Source organism: Actinomyces howellii (assembly GCF_900637165.1).
GTDB classification, from domain to species: Bacteria; Actinomycetota; Actinomycetes; order Actinomycetales; family Actinomycetaceae; genus Actinomyces; species Actinomyces howellii.
Genome location: NZ_LR134350.1, coordinates 722,507 through 740,392 on the forward strand (window position 1 = coordinate 722,507; position 17,886 = coordinate 740,392).

General features: G+C 72.5%; 15 protein-coding genes. 9 read left to right on the plus strand and 6 right to left on the minus strand.

Annotated elements, in window-relative coordinates; translation table 11 throughout:
• Window positions 1-54 precede the first annotated feature (54 nt).
• The 5 genes from EL245_RS03035 (at window position 55) to EL245_RS03055 (ending at window position 7,155) form a co-directional block, all read left to right on the plus strand.
• Window positions 55-1,335: a sugar ABC transporter substrate-binding protein gene (locus EL245_RS03035; protein ID WP_126381807.1), complete on the plus strand. Its 1,281-nt coding sequence runs from the start codon at window positions 55-57 to the stop codon at window positions 1,333-1,335.
• 151 nt (window positions 1,336-1,486) lie between these two features.
• Entirely contained in the window at window positions 1,487-3,079 is a 1,593-nt protein-coding gene (locus tag EL245_RS03040) for an ABC transporter permease subunit (protein ID WP_126381808.1), read from the plus strand.
• A gap of 21 nt (window positions 3,080-3,100) precedes the next feature.
• The gene (locus EL245_RS03045; protein ID WP_126381809.1) at window positions 3,101-4,021 is read left to right on the plus strand and encodes a sugar ABC transporter permease; all 921 of its coding nucleotides are present in this window, start codon (window positions 3,101-3,103) and stop codon (window positions 4,019-4,021) included.
• A 14-nt stretch (window positions 4,022-4,035) separates the two neighbouring features.
• Window positions 4,036-6,021, plus strand: coding sequence for an alpha-amylase family glycosyl hydrolase (locus EL245_RS03050; RefSeq protein WP_126381810.1), 1,986 nt, complete (start codon window positions 4,036-4,038; stop codon window positions 6,019-6,021).
• Between the two features lie 126 nt (window positions 6,022-6,147).
• Window positions 6,148-7,155, plus strand: coding sequence for a LacI family DNA-binding transcriptional regulator (locus EL245_RS03055; RefSeq protein ID WP_126381811.1), 1,008 nt, complete (start codon window positions 6,148-6,150; stop codon window positions 7,153-7,155).
• Between the two features lie 7 nt (window positions 7,156-7,162).
• Here EL245_RS03055 and EL245_RS03060 read toward each other — a convergent pair whose 3' ends face one another.
• Together EL245_RS03060 and EL245_RS03065 are read right to left on the minus strand one after the other, a co-directional pair.
• Entirely contained in the window at window positions 7,163-8,341 is a 1,179-nt protein-coding gene (locus tag EL245_RS03060; protein WP_126381812.1) for a glycerate kinase, read from the minus strand.
• 10 nt (window positions 8,342-8,351) lie between these two features.
• Entirely contained in the window at window positions 8,352-9,740 is a 1,389-nt protein-coding gene (locus tag EL245_RS03065) for a M20/M25/M40 family metallo-hydrolase (RefSeq protein WP_126381813.1), read from the minus strand.
• 40 nt (window positions 9,741-9,780) lie between these two features.
• Between EL245_RS03065 and EL245_RS03070 the strand changes: the two genes are divergently transcribed.
• Both EL245_RS03070 and EL245_RS03075 read left to right on the plus strand, forming a co-directional pair.
• A complete protein-coding gene (locus EL245_RS03070) occupies window positions 9,781-10,380 on the plus strand; it encodes a DUF3043 domain-containing protein (RefSeq protein ID WP_126381814.1) in 600 nt (199 codons plus the stop codon).
• A gap of 84 nt (window positions 10,381-10,464) precedes the next feature.
• Window positions 10,465-11,472, plus strand: coding sequence for an aldo/keto reductase family protein (locus EL245_RS03075; protein ID WP_126381815.1), 1,008 nt, complete (start codon window positions 10,465-10,467; stop codon window positions 11,470-11,472).
• A 46-nt stretch (window positions 11,473-11,518) separates the two neighbouring features.
• On the opposite strand, the gene EL245_RS03080 is transcribed toward EL245_RS03075, so the two are convergent.
• Complete coding sequence (locus EL245_RS03080; protein ID WP_126381816.1) at window positions 11,519-12,568, minus strand: quinone-dependent dihydroorotate dehydrogenase; 1,050 nt, start codon at window positions 12,566-12,568, stop codon at window positions 11,519-11,521.
• Window positions 12,569-12,778: 210 nt separating this feature from the next.
• Here EL245_RS03080 and ypfJ point away from each other — a divergent pair, with 210 nt between their 5' ends.
• Window positions 12,779-13,693: a KPN_02809 family neutral zinc metallopeptidase gene (ypfJ, locus tag EL245_RS03085; RefSeq protein ID WP_126381817.1), complete on the plus strand. Its 915-nt coding sequence runs from the start codon at window positions 12,779-12,781 to the stop codon at window positions 13,691-13,693.
• 215 nt (window positions 13,694-13,908) lie between these two features.
• Here the strand turns inward: ypfJ and EL245_RS03090 are convergent, their stop codons facing one another.
• From EL245_RS03090 to EL245_RS03100, 3 genes are read right to left on the minus strand one after another with little or no spacing between them, the layout of a single operon-like run.
• Entirely contained in the window at window positions 13,909-15,213 is a 1,305-nt protein-coding gene (locus EL245_RS03090) for a lysophospholipid acyltransferase family protein (protein ID WP_408608385.1), read from the minus strand.
• 52 nt (window positions 15,214-15,265) lie between these two features.
• Window positions 15,266-16,210, minus strand: coding sequence for a phosphatidate cytidylyltransferase (locus tag EL245_RS03095; RefSeq protein ID WP_126383942.1), 945 nt, complete (start codon window positions 16,208-16,210; stop codon window positions 15,266-15,268).
• A 2-nt stretch (window positions 16,211-16,212) separates the two neighbouring features.
• Window positions 16,213-16,845: a CDP-alcohol phosphatidyltransferase family protein gene (locus EL245_RS03100; protein ID WP_126381818.1), complete on the minus strand. Its 633-nt coding sequence runs from the start codon at window positions 16,843-16,845 to the stop codon at window positions 16,213-16,215.
• A gap of 71 nt (window positions 16,846-16,916) precedes the next feature.
• Here EL245_RS03100 and EL245_RS03105 point away from each other — a divergent pair, with 71 nt between their 5' ends.
• Complete coding sequence (locus EL245_RS03105) at window positions 16,917-17,771, plus strand: MerR family transcriptional regulator (protein ID WP_126381819.1); 855 nt, start codon at window positions 16,917-16,919, stop codon at window positions 17,769-17,771.
• The last annotated feature ends 115 nt before the right edge of the window (window positions 17,772-17,886 follow it).

Here is a 17,886-nt window from a genome sequence, read left to right on the forward strand (position 1 = left end):
TTACATTTCTTGTGCAACGGGTCAGCTGCCCATCCGATTCGAAGGAGAATCACGGTGACTCTCAACCGCCGGTCGTTCCTGTCCATGACTGCCATCGCCACCACCCTGGCCGCGGCCACAGCCTGCGGGTCCTCGGACTCCGGCTCCGGTTCCGGCTCCTCGGCGAACGCCTCCGCCTCCGCCTCTGACGGCGCCGTCGTGCGCGACGCCGACGCCGACCTCGTCATCTGGACCGACGACGTCAAGGCCGGCGCCCTCAAGGACGTCGCCCAGAAGTGGGGCGAGGAGCAGGGCATCACCGTGGCCGTCCAGTCCGTGGCCAGCGAGCTCCAGGCCAACTTCATCTCCGCCAACCAGGCCGGCAACGGCCCGGACATCCTCGTGGCCGCCCACGACTGGATCGGCAACCTCGTCCAGAACGGCTCGATCTCCCCGGTCACCCTCGACTCGACGGCCACCGGGAACTACCAGCAGGTCGCCCTCGACGCGGTCACCTACGACGGCCAGACCTACGGCGTGCCCTACTGCGTCGAGACCCTGGCCCTCTACACGAACAAGGCCCTGACGACCGTGGCCGAGCCGGCCACCATCGAGGAGCTTGCCGCCGCCGGTCAGGCGGCGGGCACCGAGGCTGTCCTCTCCCTGCCCGTGGGTGAGAAGGGCGACGCCTACCACATGCAGCCGCTCTACACCTCCGGAGGCGGCTACCTCTTCGGCAAGAACGCCGACGGCTCCCTCAACCCCGACGACATCGGCGTCGGCGGCGAGGGCTCGGTCGCGGCGGCCGGCAAGATCGGCGAGCTGGGCAGCCAGGGAGTCCTCAAGACCTCGATCTCCGACAAGAACGCCATCTCCCTGTTCACCGAGGGCAAGGCCCCCTACCTCGTGTCCGGCCCGTGGGCCCTGGCCGACATCAAGGCTGCCGGCATCGACTACGGCGTCACGAAGATCCCCGGCTTCGAGGGCATGGGCGAGGCCCGCGCCTTCGCCGGCGTCAACGCCTTCTACGTGGCCGCCGGCGGCAAGAACAAGGCCTTCGCCGAGACCTTCGTGGCCGACGTCGCCAAGGACTCCACGATCGCCGAGGCCATGTACGCCGTCAACCCCCTGCCCCCGGTCCAGAAGGACCTCGTCACCACGCTCGAGGCCTCCGACCCCGACATGGTCACCTTCACCGAGCTGGCCACGAGCAACGCCGACCCGATGCCCTCCATCCCCGAGATGGCCGCCATCTGGGGCCCACTGGGCAAGGCCTACGCCAACATCGTCGGCGGGGCCGACCCGACCTCGACGATCCAGAGCGCCGGCGAGGAGATCAAGTCCGCCCTGGCCTGATCGCCTCCACCACTGCTGAGGGCCGGCGGGACGACCGTCCCGCCGGCCCTCAGCGCGCCCACCCGCATCCCTCCCCGTCCCGCACCGACCTGCCCCGCAACCCACCGGCGGTCTGCCGTGCCGCCACCCGTCCCCCTGAAAGGCTCATCCAGTGGACTCAGATCCCACCCCCTCGCCCCGGGCCGCCACGCCGCGTGAGAGGACGACGACGATCCTCTCGGTGCTCGTGCGCGTCCTCGTCCTGGGCGCCGCCCTGTCCGCCGCCGTCTACCTCGTGCCCCTGCTCGTGTCCTACAAGATGTGGATGTGGCTCGTCGTCGTGCTCCTGGCCACCGCGGCCCTGTTCGTCCTGTACTCCACGAAGCGCTTCGTCCCCGCCAAGTACCTCTTCCCCGGCTCCTTCTTCCTCGCGGTCTTCCTCATCGTGCCGATCATCCTGACGATCCAGACCGCCTTCACCAACTTCGGCGACGGCTTCCGCGGCACGAAGGAGGAGGCCATCACGACGATCACGAACAACTCCGTGGTCCAGGCGGCCGACTCCCCGATCTACAACCTGACGGTGGCCACGACCGGCTCGGCGGTCGACGGCCCCTTCTCCCTGTTCCTCGTCGACCCCGACACCGAGGAGGTCCTCTACGGTGCCGACGGCGAGACCGTCCAGGAGGCCGACCCCCAGGCTGTCACGGTCACCGACGGCTACGTCACCGCGGCCGAGGGCTACACGATCCTGACCCCCAAGGAGGTCAACGCCGCCTACGAGGCGATCTCCACCCTGTCCCTGACGGTCTCCGACACGACCGCCATCAAGGTCCAGGGCGTGCGCAACGCCTTCGAGGGCACCAAGCGCCTCGTCTACGACGAGGCCAGTGACTCGATCACGAACACCGACACCGGGGAGGTCTACACCGTCCAGAAGGTCGGCGACTCCGACTACTTCGTCAACGCCGCCGGGGACAAGCTCAGCCAGTCCTGGAAGCAGAACGTGGGCCTGGCCAACTTCGAGAGGCTCTTCACCAACTCCTCGATCGGGTCGCAGTTCTTCAAGGCGTTCACGTGGACGCTCGTCTTCGCCTTCGGCTCGGTGCTCCTCACTTTCGGCCTGGGCTACTTCCTGGCCCTGACGCTCAACGACGACCGCGTGCGGGGCCGGCGCCTGTACCGCTCCTTCATGCTCCTGCCCTACGCCGTCCCCGGGTTCATCTCACTGCTCGTGTGGTCCAACTTCTACAACAAGGACTTCGGGCTCATCAACGAGATGCTCCACCTGTCGGTCAACTGGCTCGGGGACCCGACCTGGGCCAAGGTCGCGGTGCTCCTGACCAACACGTGGATGGGATTCCCCTACATGTTCATCGTGTGCACCGGCGCCCTCCAGTCGATCCCCCACGACGTGCGCGAGGCCGCCACCATCGACGGGGCCAGCGCCTGGCAGACGACGACCCGCGTGACCACGCCTCTGCTCCTCGTGTCCGTCGCACCCCTGCTTGTGAGCACCTTCGCCTTCAACTTCAACAACTTCAACGCCATCCAGCTGCTCACCGAGGGCGGCCCCTTCCCCGCCGGGGAGTACACCCGCGGCGGCACCGACATCCTCATCTCGATGGTCTACCGCATCGCCTTCGGCGGCTCGGGGGCGGACTACGGCTTCGCCTCGGCGGTGTCGGTCGTCCTGTTCGCCATCACCGGCGTCATGGCCGCCCTCCAGTTCAGGGCGACCCGCCGCCTCGAGGACATCCACTGAGGTCACCAGGAGACACGCATCATGACATCTTCATCCCCGTCATCGTCCCCGTCCCCCGCCCCCGAGGCCCCCGCCGCACAGAACAAGATGCCCTTCGGGCGCTGGTTCCGCGAGATCGGCTGGCGCCACGTCGTGGGGGTCCTGGCCCTCGCCTTCGCTGCCTTCCCGGTCCTCTACATCATCTCCGCCTCCCTCAACCCGCTGGGCACGGTGGCCTCGACCAGCCTCGTGCCCACCCAGGTCAGCCTCGTCAACTACGAGACCCTCCTGTCGGGGGCCAAGGGGGACTTCACCGGCTGGTACCTCAACACGATCCTCGTGTGCCTCGTCGTCGCCGGGGTCCAGGTCTTCCTGTCCTCCCTGGCGGCCTACGCCTTCAGCCGCTTCCGCTTCAAGGGCCGGCGCGGCGGCCTCCTCGCGCTGCTGCTCATCATGATGTTCCCGGCGATCCTGTCGATGATCGCCATCTACACGATGATCTCCGAGATCGGCGACGTCGTCCCGGTCCTGGGTCTCAACACGCTGACCGGCTACTGCCTGGCCCTCCTGGGCGGGGCGCTGGGCCAGGTCTGGCTCATCAAGGGCACCTTCGACACGATCCCCAAGGAGCTCGACGAGGCCGCCATCCTCGACGGCTGCACCCACTGGCAGGTCTTCACCAGGATCCTGCTGCCCGCGCTCAGGCCCATCCTGGCCACGACCTTCCTCCTGGCCTTCGTCGGCATCATCTCGGAGTTCCTGCTCGGGTCGATCTTCCTGACCGAGGACTCCAAGAAGACCCTCGCCGTGGGCCTGTACGGGCTGCTGTCGGGTGACAGGTCGAACAACCTGGGGATCTTCGCCGCCGGCTCGGTCATGACGATGGTCCCGATCATCGCGCTGTTCCAGTACCTCCAGCGCTACATCGTCGGCGGGGCGACCGCCGGCGCCGTCAAGGGCTGACAGGGGCCCGGATCGTGAGGACCACCGCCGTCGACCACCTGGCCGAGCCCCACCACGACACCGGCCCGTCCTACCTGTGGGGCCGGCGCGCCCCCGGGGCCGGGCTGACCGCCCGGTTGTGGGTGCCTGCGGCCCACGACCCCGAGCGCGTCGTGCTGCGTCAGGTGGTCGACGGCGAGCCCGTCATCACGATGATGGAACGGGTCGCCCGCACGCCCGCAGGGTCCTGGTGGCACGGACCGGTCCGCCTGGTCAACCCGGTCAACCGCTACCGCTTCCTGCTCATCTCCCCCACCGGCGCCGATCCCTACCTGTGGTACCACGCCGCCGGGCTGTCCGACCACGACGTGCCCGACTCCACCGACTTCCAGGTCCTGGCCTGCGACCCGGCACCTAAGTGGGTGCACGACGCCGTGTGCTACCAGGTCTTCCCCGACCGCTTCGCCTACCGGATGGCGCCCGCAGGGCGTGAGGCGCCCCCGTGGGCCCGGCGCCGGGACTGGCTCGACGAGCCCCCTGCTGCGGGCCCGCAGACCTCGACGGCCTGGTACGGCGGCGACCTGGAGGGGATCATCGACCACCTCGAGTGGCTCGAGCGCCTTCACGTCACGGTCGTCTACCTCACCCCAGTCTTCCCCGCGGCCTCAGTCCACCGCTACGACGCGACGAGCTTCGAGGACGTCGACCAGCTCCTGGGCGGCACCGAGGCCCTGGCCCGGCTGAGCGCCGCGCTCCACGCCCGCGGGATGCGCCTCGTGCTCGACCTGACGACCAACCACACCGGCGTCACCCACGAGTGGTTCACCGCCGCGAGCGCCGACGCCGGGGCGGTCGAGGCGGGGTTCTACCACTTCGAGCACCACCCTGACCGCTACGCCTCCTGGCTCGACGTCCCCTCGCTGCCCAAGCTCGACCACCGCAGCCCCGAGCTGCGCGAGCGGCTCGTGCGCGGCCCGTCCTCCGTGACGGCGCGCTGGCTCGCCCCTCCGGTGAGCGCCGACGGCTGGCGCACCGACGTGGCCAACATGACCGGCCGTCACGGACAGGTCGACCTGGCCCACGAGGTGGCCGCCGACATGCGCGCGACGATGGACCAGGTCGAGCAGGACACCGGCCGCAGGCTGTGGCTCGTGGCCGAGCACGGCCACGACGCCTCAGGGGACCTGACCGGCTCGGGGTGGCACGGCACGATGAACTACGTCGGCTTCACCCGGCCCCTGTGGGCCTGGTTGTCCGACCCCGACCCCGCCGACGGGCTCACCTGGCTCGGCATCCCGATGCCCGTCCCGCACCTGGACGCGGCCCAGGTCGTGCGGGGAGTGCGGCAGTACACAGCGCACCTGCCCGCCAGCGCCGTGGCGGCCTCGATGAACCTCCTGTGCTCCCACGACACCCCGCGCCTGCGCACCGTCGTGCGCTCCCGCGAGCTCCAGCTCCTCGCCGCCACCGCCCTGTTCACCGCCCCCGGGGTCCCCACGGTCTTCGCCGGCGACGAGCTGGGCGCCACCGGGGTGACCGGCGAGCACTCCCGCACGACCATCCCCTGGGCGACGGGTCCCGACGGTGCGCCGGCGGCCGACGAGGTCGCCGACACCGGGTCCTGGGGCCCTGTCGACCGGGTGGTCCTCGAGCGCTACCGCCACCTGGCGGCGATGCGCGCCGGCTCCACGGCCCTGCGCCACGGGGGCCTGCGGTGGGTCCACGCCGAGGGCGACATCGTCGCGTGGACGCGCACCCATCCCGACGGCGACGTGCTCGTCGTCCTGGCGCGAGGACCCGCCGGCACGCTGCGCCTGCCCCTGGCGGCACTGGGCGCCGGGGGCGTGGAGAGCATCGAGTGCTTCGACGCCCTGAGCGCCAGGATCGACATCGCCGCCAAGGACCCTCACGTCCCCGGCGAGCCCGCTCAGGGCGCCGGCGAGCTCGTCGTCACCGCCGCAGGCTGCGGCGCGCTCGTGGCCGTCCTGCAGCCCGACCCCACCGCGGCCGGGGGTCGGTGAGCAGCTATCCTGTTCCGTGCCGACCAGGGATCACCAGGGCCGTCCAGCGCCGACACGTGACGAACCGCGCACACACATCCGGACCCGTCCGCGCAGACCCATGCCGACTCACTGAGGAGAACCACCGTGCACGAGCGCATCACCCTGTCCGACATCGCCGAGCAGGCCGGGGTGTCGACGGCCACCGTCTCGCGTGTCCTCAACGGCAAGTCGAATGTCGCCGAGGTGACCCGCAGGCAGGTGCTCGCCGCCCTCGACGTGCTGGGCTACGAGCGGCCCGAGACCCTGCACCGGGCCTCCAAGGGCCTGGTCGGGCTCGTCGTCCCCGAGCTGAGCAACCCGATCTTCCCCCTGTACGCCCAGGAGATCGAGCAGCTCCTCGCCTCGGGCGGACACACCCCGTTGCTGTGCACGCAGACCCCTGGAGGCACGAGCGAGGACGAGTACGTCGAGATGCTCGTCGACCGGGGCGTGGCCGGCATCGTCTTCGTGTCGGGGCGCCACTCCGACACCGGCGGTGACGTCACCCGCTACCAGCGCCTGCGCGAGCGAGGCGTGCCGCTGGTGACGATCAACGGCAACGCCCCGACGATCAAGGCCCCGGGCTTCACCACCGACGACCGGGCGGCGGCCCGCATGGCCGTCGACCACCTCCTCAGCCTCGGGCACCGGCGCATCGGCCTGGCCATGGGCCCGGGCCGCATGGTCCCCGCCCAGCGCAAGCGCGCGGGCTACGAGGACGCGGTAAGCACGGCCCTGCCCGACGAGCCGCTGCGCATCGTCGAGACCCTCTACACCTACGAGGGCGGCGCCAGCGCCGCCCGCCAGCTCCTCGAGCACGGCTGCACCGGGATCGTGTGCTCCTCGGACATCATGGCCCTGGGCGTCATCTCGGGGGCGCGGGCCGCCGGCCTCGTCGTCCCCGACGACCTGTCGGTCATCGGCTACGACGACTCCCCGCTCATCCCCATGACCGACCCGCCCCTGACGACCGTGCGCCAGCCGGTCGAGGCGATCTGCCGGGCCGCGGTCACCACCCTGCTGGCCTCGATCGGGGGCGAGCAGCCGGATGACACCGAGATGCTCTTCACCCCCGACCTCATCGTGCGCGGATCGACCGCCCCGGCACAGTAGGTCCCGCTCAGCGCGACCAGGTCCGGGCCAGGCGCTCCCCGATCGCCTCGAGACGCGCCGCCACGGCTCCCGCGCCGCCTGAGTCCCACGCGGGCGCCGCGGCCCGGGAGTCCTCGAGGCCGTAGGAGGCGCACAGGCCCGCAGCCGCCAGCTCCCCGCGGGGCACGCCCGCCCTGCCCGCGACGAGGACCGCCGGCAGGGCCAGCGCCCCGGCCGCCCTCCCGACGACCTGGGGCACGCAGTCCTCGAGCACGTCGAAGGCCTCCCCGGCCGAGGTGAGCACGAGGTCCCGGTCCCCCAGGGCCCCCTCGAGGCCGAGCAGGGCCGCCATGACCCGCGCCCCGGGCAGCGCCCGGGCGCCCAGGGCTCGCAGGACGAGGGCGCAGCCGCCGCCGGCCCCGGTCCCCCAGGCGGTCACGGTCGGGACCGGCGCCGCCGCGGCGAGCCCGACCCGCGGCACCCGCTCGCCCTGCCCTGCCCGCTCCACACGGGAGGCCAGGTCGGTGCTCAGGCCGGTGGCCCGGGCACAGGCCCGCCGGTCCACCTCCTGGGCGGTCTCAGGCCCCAGGTCGGCGAGCTCCGCCAGCGCCCGGCCGGCCCCGCTCAGCCCGCCCAGGGGGGAGGTGTCGGCCAGCGCCAGGACGAGACGGCGCCCGCGCAGCGCCCGGACCGCTGGCCCCGACCCGCCCAGGGCCTCGATGAGGCCCGCCCCGCCGTCGTGCACCGCCGTGCGCGCCATGCCCACGACGAGCTCCTCGTCGGGCCCGACCACCTCGAGGGCGGCTCCCAGGACCTGGCCGATGCCTGCCGTGCTGCCCTCCTCAGCCTCCCGGCGGGCCTGGTCGGGGTCGGCCGGAACGGGGCAGAGGGCCGCGGCGTCGAGGAACCAGGTGCCCGGCGCGTCGCAGCCCGGTCCCAGGCGAACGAGCCGCGCTCCTCGCTCCTGGCCGGTGGGCCCCGTGCCCCTGAGGTCCAGGCGGGCGGCGACCGTCCCCGCCGGGAGCTCTGCGGCGCCGCCCGCGCCGCCGTCGGGCAGCGGCAGCAGGCGCAGGCCGTCCCCGGGACGGGACCGTGCCCACCCTCGTGCCAGGGCCTCGGCCACCGCGCCGGCGCCCAGGCCGAGCTCGGTCAGGGGGACACCGTGCGGCTGGGGGTGCATGCCCCCCGGGGCGAGCAGGACCCTCACGGCACCGGGCTCAGGAGGCCTCGACCGCGCCACCCAGGCGAGCCAGGAGGAGGGCCTCGGCGAGCACGACCTTCTCGAGGTCGCCCAGGTGCATCGACTCGTCCTCGCCGTGGGCGCGGGAGTCAGGGTCCTCGACCCCGGTGACGAGGACCTGCGCCTCGGGGAAGGCCTCCTGGAGGGTCGCGATGAACGGGATCGAGCCGCCCTGGCCGATCTCGACCGGCTCGGTGCCGAAGGCGGTGGCCAGCGCCCAGGCGGCCGCGCGAGCGGCCGGGGTGCTCGCCGAGCCGTCGAAGGCGGGGCCCGTCTCGGTGGCGCCCACGCTCAGGCGCGCTCCGAAGGGGGCGCGGGACTCCAGGTGGGCCGTGAGCGCCTCGAGCGCCTCGTCCGGGTCCTGCCCGGGGGCCACGCGCATCGAGAGCCTGGCGGTGCAGCTCGGGGCGAGCACGTTGCCGGCCAGCTCCAGGGGCGTGACGTCCATGCCGATGACGGTGAGGGCCGGCTTCGTCCACAGCCGTGCGGTGAGGTCCCCGGTTCCGATGAGGTCGACACCGTCGAGCACGCCGGCGTCGGCCCGGAACTGTGAGTCGGGGTACTCCGGGAAGCCGGGTGCCGCCTCGGGCCGGGCGACCAGGCCTGGGACGGCCACGTCCCCCTGCTCGTCGTGGAGGGTGGCCACGAGGCGGCACATCGAGGTCACGGCGTCGAGGACCGGTCCGCCGTACCCGCCCGAGTGCAGGGCGTGGTCGAGCACGTCCAGACGCACGTCGACCTGGACCAGGCCCCGCAGCGAGGTCGTCAGCGCGGGCACCCCGACCTTCCAGTTCAAGGAGTCGGCCACGACGATGACGTCAGAGGCCAGGAGCTCACGGTGGGCGTCGAGGAACTCGCGGAAGGTCGGCGAGCCGACCTCCTCCTCCCCCTCGACGAAGACCGTCACCGAGCAGGGCAGGGCGCCGTCGAGCTCCCGCAGGAGCCGCAGGGCGTGGACGTGGGCGACGATCCCTGCGCCGTCGTCGGCCGTGCCCCGGCCGAAGAGCCGCTCACCGCGGCGCTCGGCGACGAAGGGGTCCTCCTGGTGCCAGGCGGCCGGGTTGCCCACCGGCTGGACGTCGTGGTGGGCGTAGAGCAGGACGCGCGGGGACCCCTCGGGCCCCTCGACGTGCGCGAGGACCGCGGGACGGCCCTGGACGCCGTCGGCCCCCTCGACGCTGAGGACCTGGGACCTCAGGCCCTGGGCGCGCAGGAGGCCGGCGACGTGCTCGGCGCTGGCGCGCACATGCGCCTGGTCGTGGCTGGCGGCGGACACGGAGGGAAGGGCGACCAGCTCCACCAGGTCCGAGACGATGTCCTCGACGGAGTCCTGGACGGCGCTGCGCACGGCGTCGACGGTGATCATGGTGCGAGGGTAGCCCTCCCGAGCCGCTAACCTGTCACCCGTGAAGCTGTTCAACAAGCGCGACGCCGCCCAGGACACGCCGGAGCCCGCGCCCCCGGCCAAGGTCGGCGGCAAGGGCCGTGCCACCCCCAAGCGCAAGGAGGCCGAGGCGCGGCGCCTGCACCCGGTGGTGCCCACGGACCGCAAGGCGGCCAAGGCCGAGGCGCGCGCCCGCCGTGACGAGGCGTGGCGCCTCCAGGACGAGGCGATGCGCACCGGCAACGAGCGCTACCTGCCCCCCAGGGACAAGGGGCCGGTCAGGCGCTACGTCCGCGACTACGTCGACGCCCGCTACAGCGTGGGCGAGCTGTTCCTGCCGCTGAGCATCGCGCTCATGATCATCGTCTTCGGCTTCTCCTCCACCGGCTCCTCCGGGCTCAGCCTCATGCTCCTCCTGGGGCTCTACGCCGTCTTCTTCCTGGCCATCCTCGACGCGATCGTGTGCTGGTGGCTCGTACGCCGCAGGCTCTACGCGAAGTTCGGGGTCGAGGAGGTCAAGGCCCAGGGCGTGCTGTTCTGGTACGTCTTCAGCCGCTGCTTCAACCTGCGCCGCCTGCGTCGTCCCAGCCCGCAGGTCCGCCGTCGGCAGTACCCCTCCTGACCCCTCCTGACCCGGTCCCCGTCCCGGGTTCTCGCAGGGCGCAGCCCGGTCCCCGTCCGGCGTGCTTCGTCTAGGCTGGTGAGCATGGTCGCATACCGTCATCTGGGCAGCTCGGGCCTCAAGGTCACCGAGATCACCTACGGCAACTGGCTCACCCACGGCTCGCAGATCGAGGCCGATGCCGCCACCGCCTGCGTGCGCACCGCCCTCGACCTGGGCATCACGAGCTTCGACACCGCCGACGTCTACGCCAACACGGCGGCCGAGGAGGTGCTCGGGGCCGCGCTCAAGGGCGAGCGCCGCGAGTCCCTCGAGATCTTCACGAAGGTCTACTGGCCCGTCGGCCCGAAGGGCCCCAACGACGTCGGGCTGTCGCGCAAGCACGTCATGGAGGGCATCAACGGCTCCCTGCGGCGCCTGGGTACCGACTACGTCGACCTCTACCAGGCCCACCGCTACGACTACGCCACCCCGCTGGAGGAGACGATGCAGGCCTTCGCCGACGTCGTGCGCGCGGGCAAGGCGCTGTACATCGGCGTCTCGGAGTGGACCGCCGAGCAGATCGACGCCGGCCAGCAGCTGGCCTCCCAGATGGGATTCCGCCTCGTGTCCAACCAGCCGCAGTACTCGGCGCTCTACCGGGTCATCGAGGAGCGGGTCGTACCGACCTCCACCGCGCTGGGACTGGGTCAGATCGTGTGGTCGCCGATGGCCGAGGGGGTGCTCACCGGCAAGTACCTGCCCGGCCAGGCACCGCCTCCAGGCTCACGGGCCACCGACGACAAGGGCGGCAAGCAGATGATCGAGGCCTGGATGCGCCAGGAGGTGCTCACCGCGGTCCAGCGCCTCCGGCCGGTGGCCGAGCAGGCGGGCCTGACGATGGCGCAGCTCGCCCTGGCCTGGGTCCTCCAGCACGACTTCGTCTCGGCGGCGATCGTGGGAGCCTCCCGTCCTGAGCAGCTGGTCGAGAACGTCAAGGCCTCGGGGGTCGTCCTCGACGAGGACGTCATGGCGGCCGTCGACGCAGCCCTGGGCGACGTCGTCGAGCGCGACCCCGCCCGGACCCGCTCCCCCGAGCAGCGCCCCGCCTGAGGCAGGGTCCGCGGTGGCGCCGCCGAGCACCGGCGCCACCGCCGTGTCAGGCGCGGGGGCGCCGGGCGGTGGCCAGCGCCCTGTTGATGCGGCCCGGCCAGGCCGGACCGTTGTAGATGAAGGCGGTGTAGGCCTGGAGGAGGTCCGCCCCGGCGTCGAGCATGAGCTCGGCGTCCATGATCGAGGAGATTCCCCCCACCCCGATGATCGTCGGCCCCTCCCCCAGCCGGGAGCGCAGACGCCGCACGACCTCCAGGGAGCGAGGAAGCAGCGGCGAGCCGGACAGGCCTCCCTCGCCCAGGTCGTGGTCGATGGTCGTGTTCGTGGCCACGACGCCGTCCAGGCCCATGTCGGTGACGAGGTCGGCGACCGCGTCGATGTCCTCGTCCGCCAGGTCCGGGGCGATCTTGACCATGAGGGGCACGTGGCGTCCCGCGGCCGAGTCGGCCGCCTGGCGGACGGCCTGGAGGATGGGGCGCAGCGACTCCACGCCCTGGAGCTCACGCAGCCCCGGGGTGTTGGGGCTCGAGACGTTGACCACGAGGTAGTCGGCCCAGCGCGCCACCGCCGCGGCGGAGTAGCGGTAGTCCTCGACAGCCTCGGACAACGGCGTCGTCTTCGTCTTGCCGATGTTGGCCCCCACGACGATGGAGCGCCCCCGGGGCGTCGAGCGCAGCTCGCGCAGCCGCCGGGCGGCCTCGTCGGCACCGGAGTTGTTGAAGCCCATCCGGTTGCGCACGGCACGCATCTGCGGGTAGCGCCACATGCGGGGCCTGTCGTTGCCCGGCTGGGGCCGGGCCGTGAAGGTGCCCACCTCGATGAAGCCGAAACCGAGCATGTCGAGGCCCTCGACCGCCTGGCCCTCCTTGTCCATGCCGGCCGCCAGGCCCAGCACTCCGGGCACCGGCCGGGCCAGGGGACCTCCCTGGTTGGCGCTGGGCACCGGGAACAGCGGGCGCCGGCCCCATGCCTGGCGCACGACGTCGCGCAGGAGCGGCACCCTGCTCGTGACCGCGATCGCGTCCAGGCACACGTCGTGGATGACCTCGGGGTCGATGCGGGTCAGGACGGTCTTGTACAGCAGGTCGTAGAGCACCACATCAGGGTACCCGGGTGGCGTGCTCCGGGGCGGCCCAGCTCCGCCCGTCACCCGTCCTGCGACGGGAGCCGCTAGCCTGGGGCCTGCCCGCCGTGCGCGTGGCGCTCACCGCTGCCGGGGCTCCGAGTGCGGGGCGGGTTCGGTCCGCACCGCACGAGGCGACCACCAGACCACCACCGACCACCACGAGACCACGACGAGGTCACCATGAGCTTCAACCGCGACATCAAGGTCAACCCCAACCGCGTCTCGACCGGGGGCGGGCGCCGTGGGGCCGCCCTGGGGGGAGGATCGGTGCTCATGGTCCTGGCCCTGGTCGTCCTCAGCCAGGTCACGGGCATCGACCTCACCGCCCTGGCCCCCGGCCAGGACGCGGGCACCTCCACCCAGGCGTCCAGCATCGACATGTCGGTGTGCGGCAGCGGGGAGACGGCCAACGGCGAGGCGGCCAACACGTACACGCAGTGCCGGATGGCGGCAACCGCGGAGTCGCTCGACGCCGTGTGGGGCGCACAGCTCCCCGCCCAGGCGGGCACCGCCTACGTCGCCCCGGAGTTCCACCTGTGGGACGGCACGTCGGTTTCGACCGCCTGCGGCACCGCCTCGTCCTCCGTCGGCCCCTTCTACTGCCCGGGGGACTCGACCGTGTACCTCGACATGCGCTTCTTCTCCGACATGGAGTCGACCCTCGGCGCCGCCGACACGCCCCTGGCTGAGGAGTACATCGTCGCCCACGAGTTCGGCCACCACATCCAGAACCAGCTGGGCACGATGGCCTCCGCCGACCGCTCGGGGGCGGGCGCCACCTCGGACTCGGTGCGCCTGGAGCTCCAGGCCGACTGCTACGCGGGGCTGTGGGTGCACTACGCCTCGACGACGGTCGACCCGGACACCGGGACCCCCTTCCTCGTCACCCCGACGCAGGAGGAGATCTCCTCGGCCGTCCTGGCCGCCGAGTCCGTGGGCGACGACCACATCCAGGAGCGCTCGGGCTCCTCGGTGGACTCCGACACCTGGACCCACGGGTCCTCCGAGCAGCGTGTGCGCTGGTTCACCACGGGGATGAACACCGGTTCGGTCCAGGCCTGCGACACCTTCGCGGTGGCCGACACCGAGCTGTGAGGACCGGCCGGGCCCGCGAGGAGGACCTCGCCCGCCGGACCCTCACCCGCGCCGCCACCCGCGGCCCCGCCCCCGCCGCGTTCGTACCTTGTGCACCGTGTACGAACCCCGCCCCCGCCGCGTTCGTACCTTGTGCGTTCGGTGCGGGGGTTACGGGTGCGCTCAGGAGGCACAAGGTACGAAGCCGGCACGTCCCCGCCGTGCCCCTCAGCCCCTCAGTCCTCCCAGTGCCGCACGACGCCGCGCAGGAGCACGCCGAACACCGCCCCCGTGGCCAGGAGGTAGACCCCGTAGTACTGGCGCACGAGCGGGCCCAGGGGCCTGTGGGCGGCGACGACGACGGCGGTCGCGGCGGCCATGCGCAGGCCTCGCTCCCCCGCCGCGTGCAGCACCACCTTCCCCAGGGGCAGGTCACGGCGCCCGGACTCGGCGGCGAAGAGCTTGACCGGGATGCCGGTCAGCGCCTGCTTCCAGTAGCCCGACGGTCCCTGCGCCAGGTAGCCGGAGGCGGCCCGACGCATGCTCGGGGTCGTCCAGGGAGCGGGCAGGCTGCGCCCCGAGCGCGCCAGCAGGTGGTGGACGGCCACACCGGCCACCGAACCGGCGACGACGGCGGCTCCGCGCCGCCACAGGCGCTCGGGCTCGGCGACGCCGAGCCAGACCTGGCTCATCTCCGCCATGACGGGGAAGGACATGGCCTCGGCTGCGCCCCAGGCGACCATAAGGGCGTCGCCCCGGGCGCCTCGCATGAGCTGGCCCGCCAGGACGTGGATGTCGGAGACCGGCATGGGGCGGCGCGGGCGCTCCAGCAGGCTGAGGACCTGCTGACGGGCCTGCGCGCTCACCCCGGCGATGTCGTCTGAGGGCTCGATGGGGGTGCCCACGCGGACTTCCACCGGTGAGTAGCGCGGCAGACCACCGGCCTTGGGCATCATCTCCCTGGAGCCCACCAGGGCCACCGGCAGCACGGGGATGCCGAAGTCACGGGCCAGGCGTGCGGCTCCGGAGTGGAACTGGCCGAGCTGTCCGTCCCGGGAGCGGGTGCCCTCGGGGAAGATGAGCACGCTCATCGACTCCGCCACCCGGTTGGCCAGCACGCCGCGCAGCTCCTCGTAGGCGCCCTGACCGTCGCGCCGAACAGGGTAGGCGCCGAGCAGGCCCCGGGCCACCAGGCGCCGGGGACGGCTGGTGAACCAGTAGTCCTGGGCAGCCACGGTCACGACCCTCATGATCGTGGGCGAGGCGCTCATAAGCGCGATGGTGTCCACGTGCGAGCCGTGGTTGGCCACGACGACGTACGGGCCCTCGGAGTCGAAGTCGCCCTCGACGTGCACCCCGCCGAAGGGGGCGATGACCGCCGACCACAGCTTCTGGCGGGCCACGGCGCGCCAGGTGACCTTGGCGGGGGTGCGCACGATCGAGCGCAGACGCCGACCGGCCGAGCCCACCGCTGCGCCCCCGGGCAGGGACGGCAGGGAGGGCCGGGCGGACAAAGACGGAAGGGACGGCATGGACGGCATGACGGGCTCCTTTCGGCGGTACCAGGTGGGTGACCAGTGGACGACGTCTCCTCTATCCCAGCACCGCAGCCAGTGGGAGGACGAGGAGCAGGGAGTCGACCCGGTCGAGCAGGCCGCCGAAGCCGGGTAGCCAGGCGCCGGCGTCCTTGACCCCGGCGGTGCGCTTGACCATGGACTCGATGAGGTCGCCCAGGACTCCGCCCAGGCCGACGGCGATGACCAGGCCCGCCGTGATCTGTCCCAGGAGGGTGAGGATGACGACCGCCCCGACGAGCGCACCGACCATCCCGCCCACGGTCTTGTTGGGCGACAGAGGAGACAGGGGGCGACGCGCCCAGGCGAAGCGCCTCAGGCTCGTCCCTCCCGTCCAGGCCGCGACATCGGCGGCCGCGGCGGCGAAGGCGATGAGGAAGGCGTCCTGCCACAGGATGACGAGGTGGGCCAGCGACCAGGGGATCCAGACCGAGGCGAAGCCGGTCAGGCTCGCCCGGCGCAGGCCGTGCACCGTGTCCCCGGCCAGGACGGCGGGCAGGGCGCAGACCAGGACCATGAGCGGGGCCAGCCCGAGCAGCCCGGGACGCAACCAGGCGGCCAGAGGGTAGGCCACGGCCAGGACCCCGAGCAGGGCCGTCTCGGCCCGGGGCAGGCGAGTCAGGCGGGCGAGCTCCCTGACTGCCTGGACGGAGAGCACGGCCGCCAGGAGGGCGGTGGTGCCGCGCCCGGCCCAGATCGGGATGCCCACCACCGGGATGATGATCGCCCAGGTGGTCCACCGGCGCCTGAGCTCGGACTTGCCGGAGGCGGCCACGCCGACGCCGGCGACGAGGAGCACCGCCACGGCGGCGACGGCCAGGAAGACGGCCCGTCCGGTCAGCGTCCAGCCCACGCCCGGCAGGGTGAGGCTCCAGGCGCGGTCGCCTCCCAGGAGCCAGTCGACGACGCCGGTCCGCACCCCTGCCTCGACGGGCCAGGCGGCCAGGGCGTGCAGCGGCTCCATCCTCATGCCCCCCGTGAGCCGGCCTGGTCGTCCCGGAGGGCACCGGAGCCGGCCAGGGTGAGAGCGGTGCGCCTGAGGCGTACCGCGGCGGTGAGCAGGGAGCCTGCGATGAGGATCCAGGCGATGAGGTCGAGGTGGCCGGGCAGCGCGGCTGCGACGACGGCGGCCAGGCAGCGCTCGGTCTTGCCCACCGGTCCTCCGTTGAGGCGCGGGGCGCCGGCGCCGGCCGCAGCCAGGGAGACGAAGGTCGGCACGGTGGCGGCGAGCGCGGCCACGAGCAGCAGGCCGATGGTCGTGTGTGGGGCGCCGGTGCGCAGGGCCAGGCCGACCACGCCGGCCATCATGATGAGGTCGGAGGCCCGGTCACCGAGCTCGTTGAGGACGAACCCGAAGGGACGGGCGACCCCGCGGGCGCGGGCCACCGCCCCGTCGAGGTTGGCCCCGCCGAGACGAGCAGCCAGGGCGACAAAGGCCAGGGGCCACCATCCCATGACGACGGCCCCGGCGCCGACGCAGGCGGCCGCGACACCGACGGCGGTCCACAGGTCCGGGGAGATCCCGCGACGCACCGAGGCGTTGACGAGCAGGTGCAGACGACGTGTGTACCAGGTCTTGAGGGAGTACAGCGAAGGCACACGAGCACACTAGCGTGTCGGGGCCGCCGGCCTGCCGGAACGGCTGGGGCCGTCTGGGGGAAACTCTCCCCATGCGTGTTGCACAGATCGCCCGGCTCACGGGGACGACCGTCAGGACGGTGCGCCATTACCACGCCCTGGGCCTGCTGCCCGTGCCGCCCGAGCGCGGTGGGTGGCGCGACTACGAGCTGGCGCACGTGGCGCGGCTGTCCCGGATCCGCTGGCTCGTGCAGGCGGGGATGCCGCTGAGCGCCGTCGCGAGGGTGCTGCAGGCTGCGCCGGGGCGGTCAGGCACCGAGCAGGGCCAGGACCCGGTCGGCCCTCAGACCGGGTCCTGCACCGGCGGAGACGGGCGGAGCGCCGCCGCGGGCGTGGTCGAGGACCTGCGCGCCGCCCTGTCGACCGTCGAGGCGCACCTGGAGGAGGCCGCCCGCCAGCGGGACATGCTCCGTGCTCTGCTCGAGCGCGCGGAGGAAGGGCTGGCCGTGTCCCCCATGCCCCCGCGGATGGCGGCCTTCTTCGACCGGATGGAGCGCGACGCACCTGACGAGCGCACACGCGCCGCCGTGCGCCACGACCGCGACATCGTCGACCTGGCCTGCTATCGCGGCCAGATGCCGCCCGAGGCTGAGCACTTCTTCCCCGAGCCCGACGCCGAGCTCGACGCTGCCACGCTCGCGGCCTACGGAAGCGACCTGGAGTCCGCCACCGCGGCCGAGCTGGCCGAGCACGCCGACTGGCTCGTCACCCGCCTTGAGGACCGCCTGACCACCGACGAGCTCAGGGACCTGGCCAACCAGGTCGACACCGCCGTGGTCAGCTCGTTGTTCAGGCTCATCGCCGGGGTCTGCCCGCACTCGACCCGGGTCGCCCGGTTCCTCGAGGAGCGCCTGCTCGCAGCCATCGAGTACTGGCGGACAGCCTGAGCAGGAGGTCGGGCAGCGCTCACGCACCGCCTGCCCGCGTGCACGGCGGGTCGGCGGCGGGTCGGCGTGGGATCACATGTCGATGCCTCTGCGGAGTTGAGTGCGACGCGACGTC

What these genes read in the sequence shown, in the direction of transcription:
- EL245_RS03045 (WP_126381809.1), top strand. Translation starts at nt 3,101, where the DNA reads ATGACATCTTCATCCCCGTCATCGTCCCCGTCCCCCGCCCCCGAGGCC.
- EL245_RS03065 (WP_126381813.1), bottom strand. Translation starts at nt 9,740, where the DNA reads ATGATCACCGTCGACGCCGTGCGCAGCGCCGTCCAGGACTCCGTCGAG.
- EL245_RS03075 (WP_126381815.1), top strand. Translation starts at nt 10,465, where the DNA reads ATGGTCGCATACCGTCATCTGGGCAGCTCGGGCCTCAAGGTCACCGAG.
- ypfJ (WP_126381817.1), top strand. Translation starts at nt 12,779, where the DNA reads ATGAGCTTCAACCGCGACATCAAGGTCAACCCCAACCGCGTCTCGACC.
- EL245_RS03090 (WP_408608385.1), bottom strand. Translation starts at nt 15,213, where the DNA reads ATGCCGTCCATGCCGTCCCTTCCGTCTTTGTCCGCCCGGCCCTCCCTG.
- EL245_RS03095 (WP_126383942.1), bottom strand. Translation starts at nt 16,210, where the DNA reads ATGGAGCCGCTGCACGCCCTGGCCGCCTGGCCCGTCGAGGCAGGGGTG.
- EL245_RS03105 (WP_126381819.1), top strand. Translation starts at nt 16,917, where the DNA reads ATGCGTGTTGCACAGATCGCCCGGCTCACGGGGACGACCGTCAGGACG.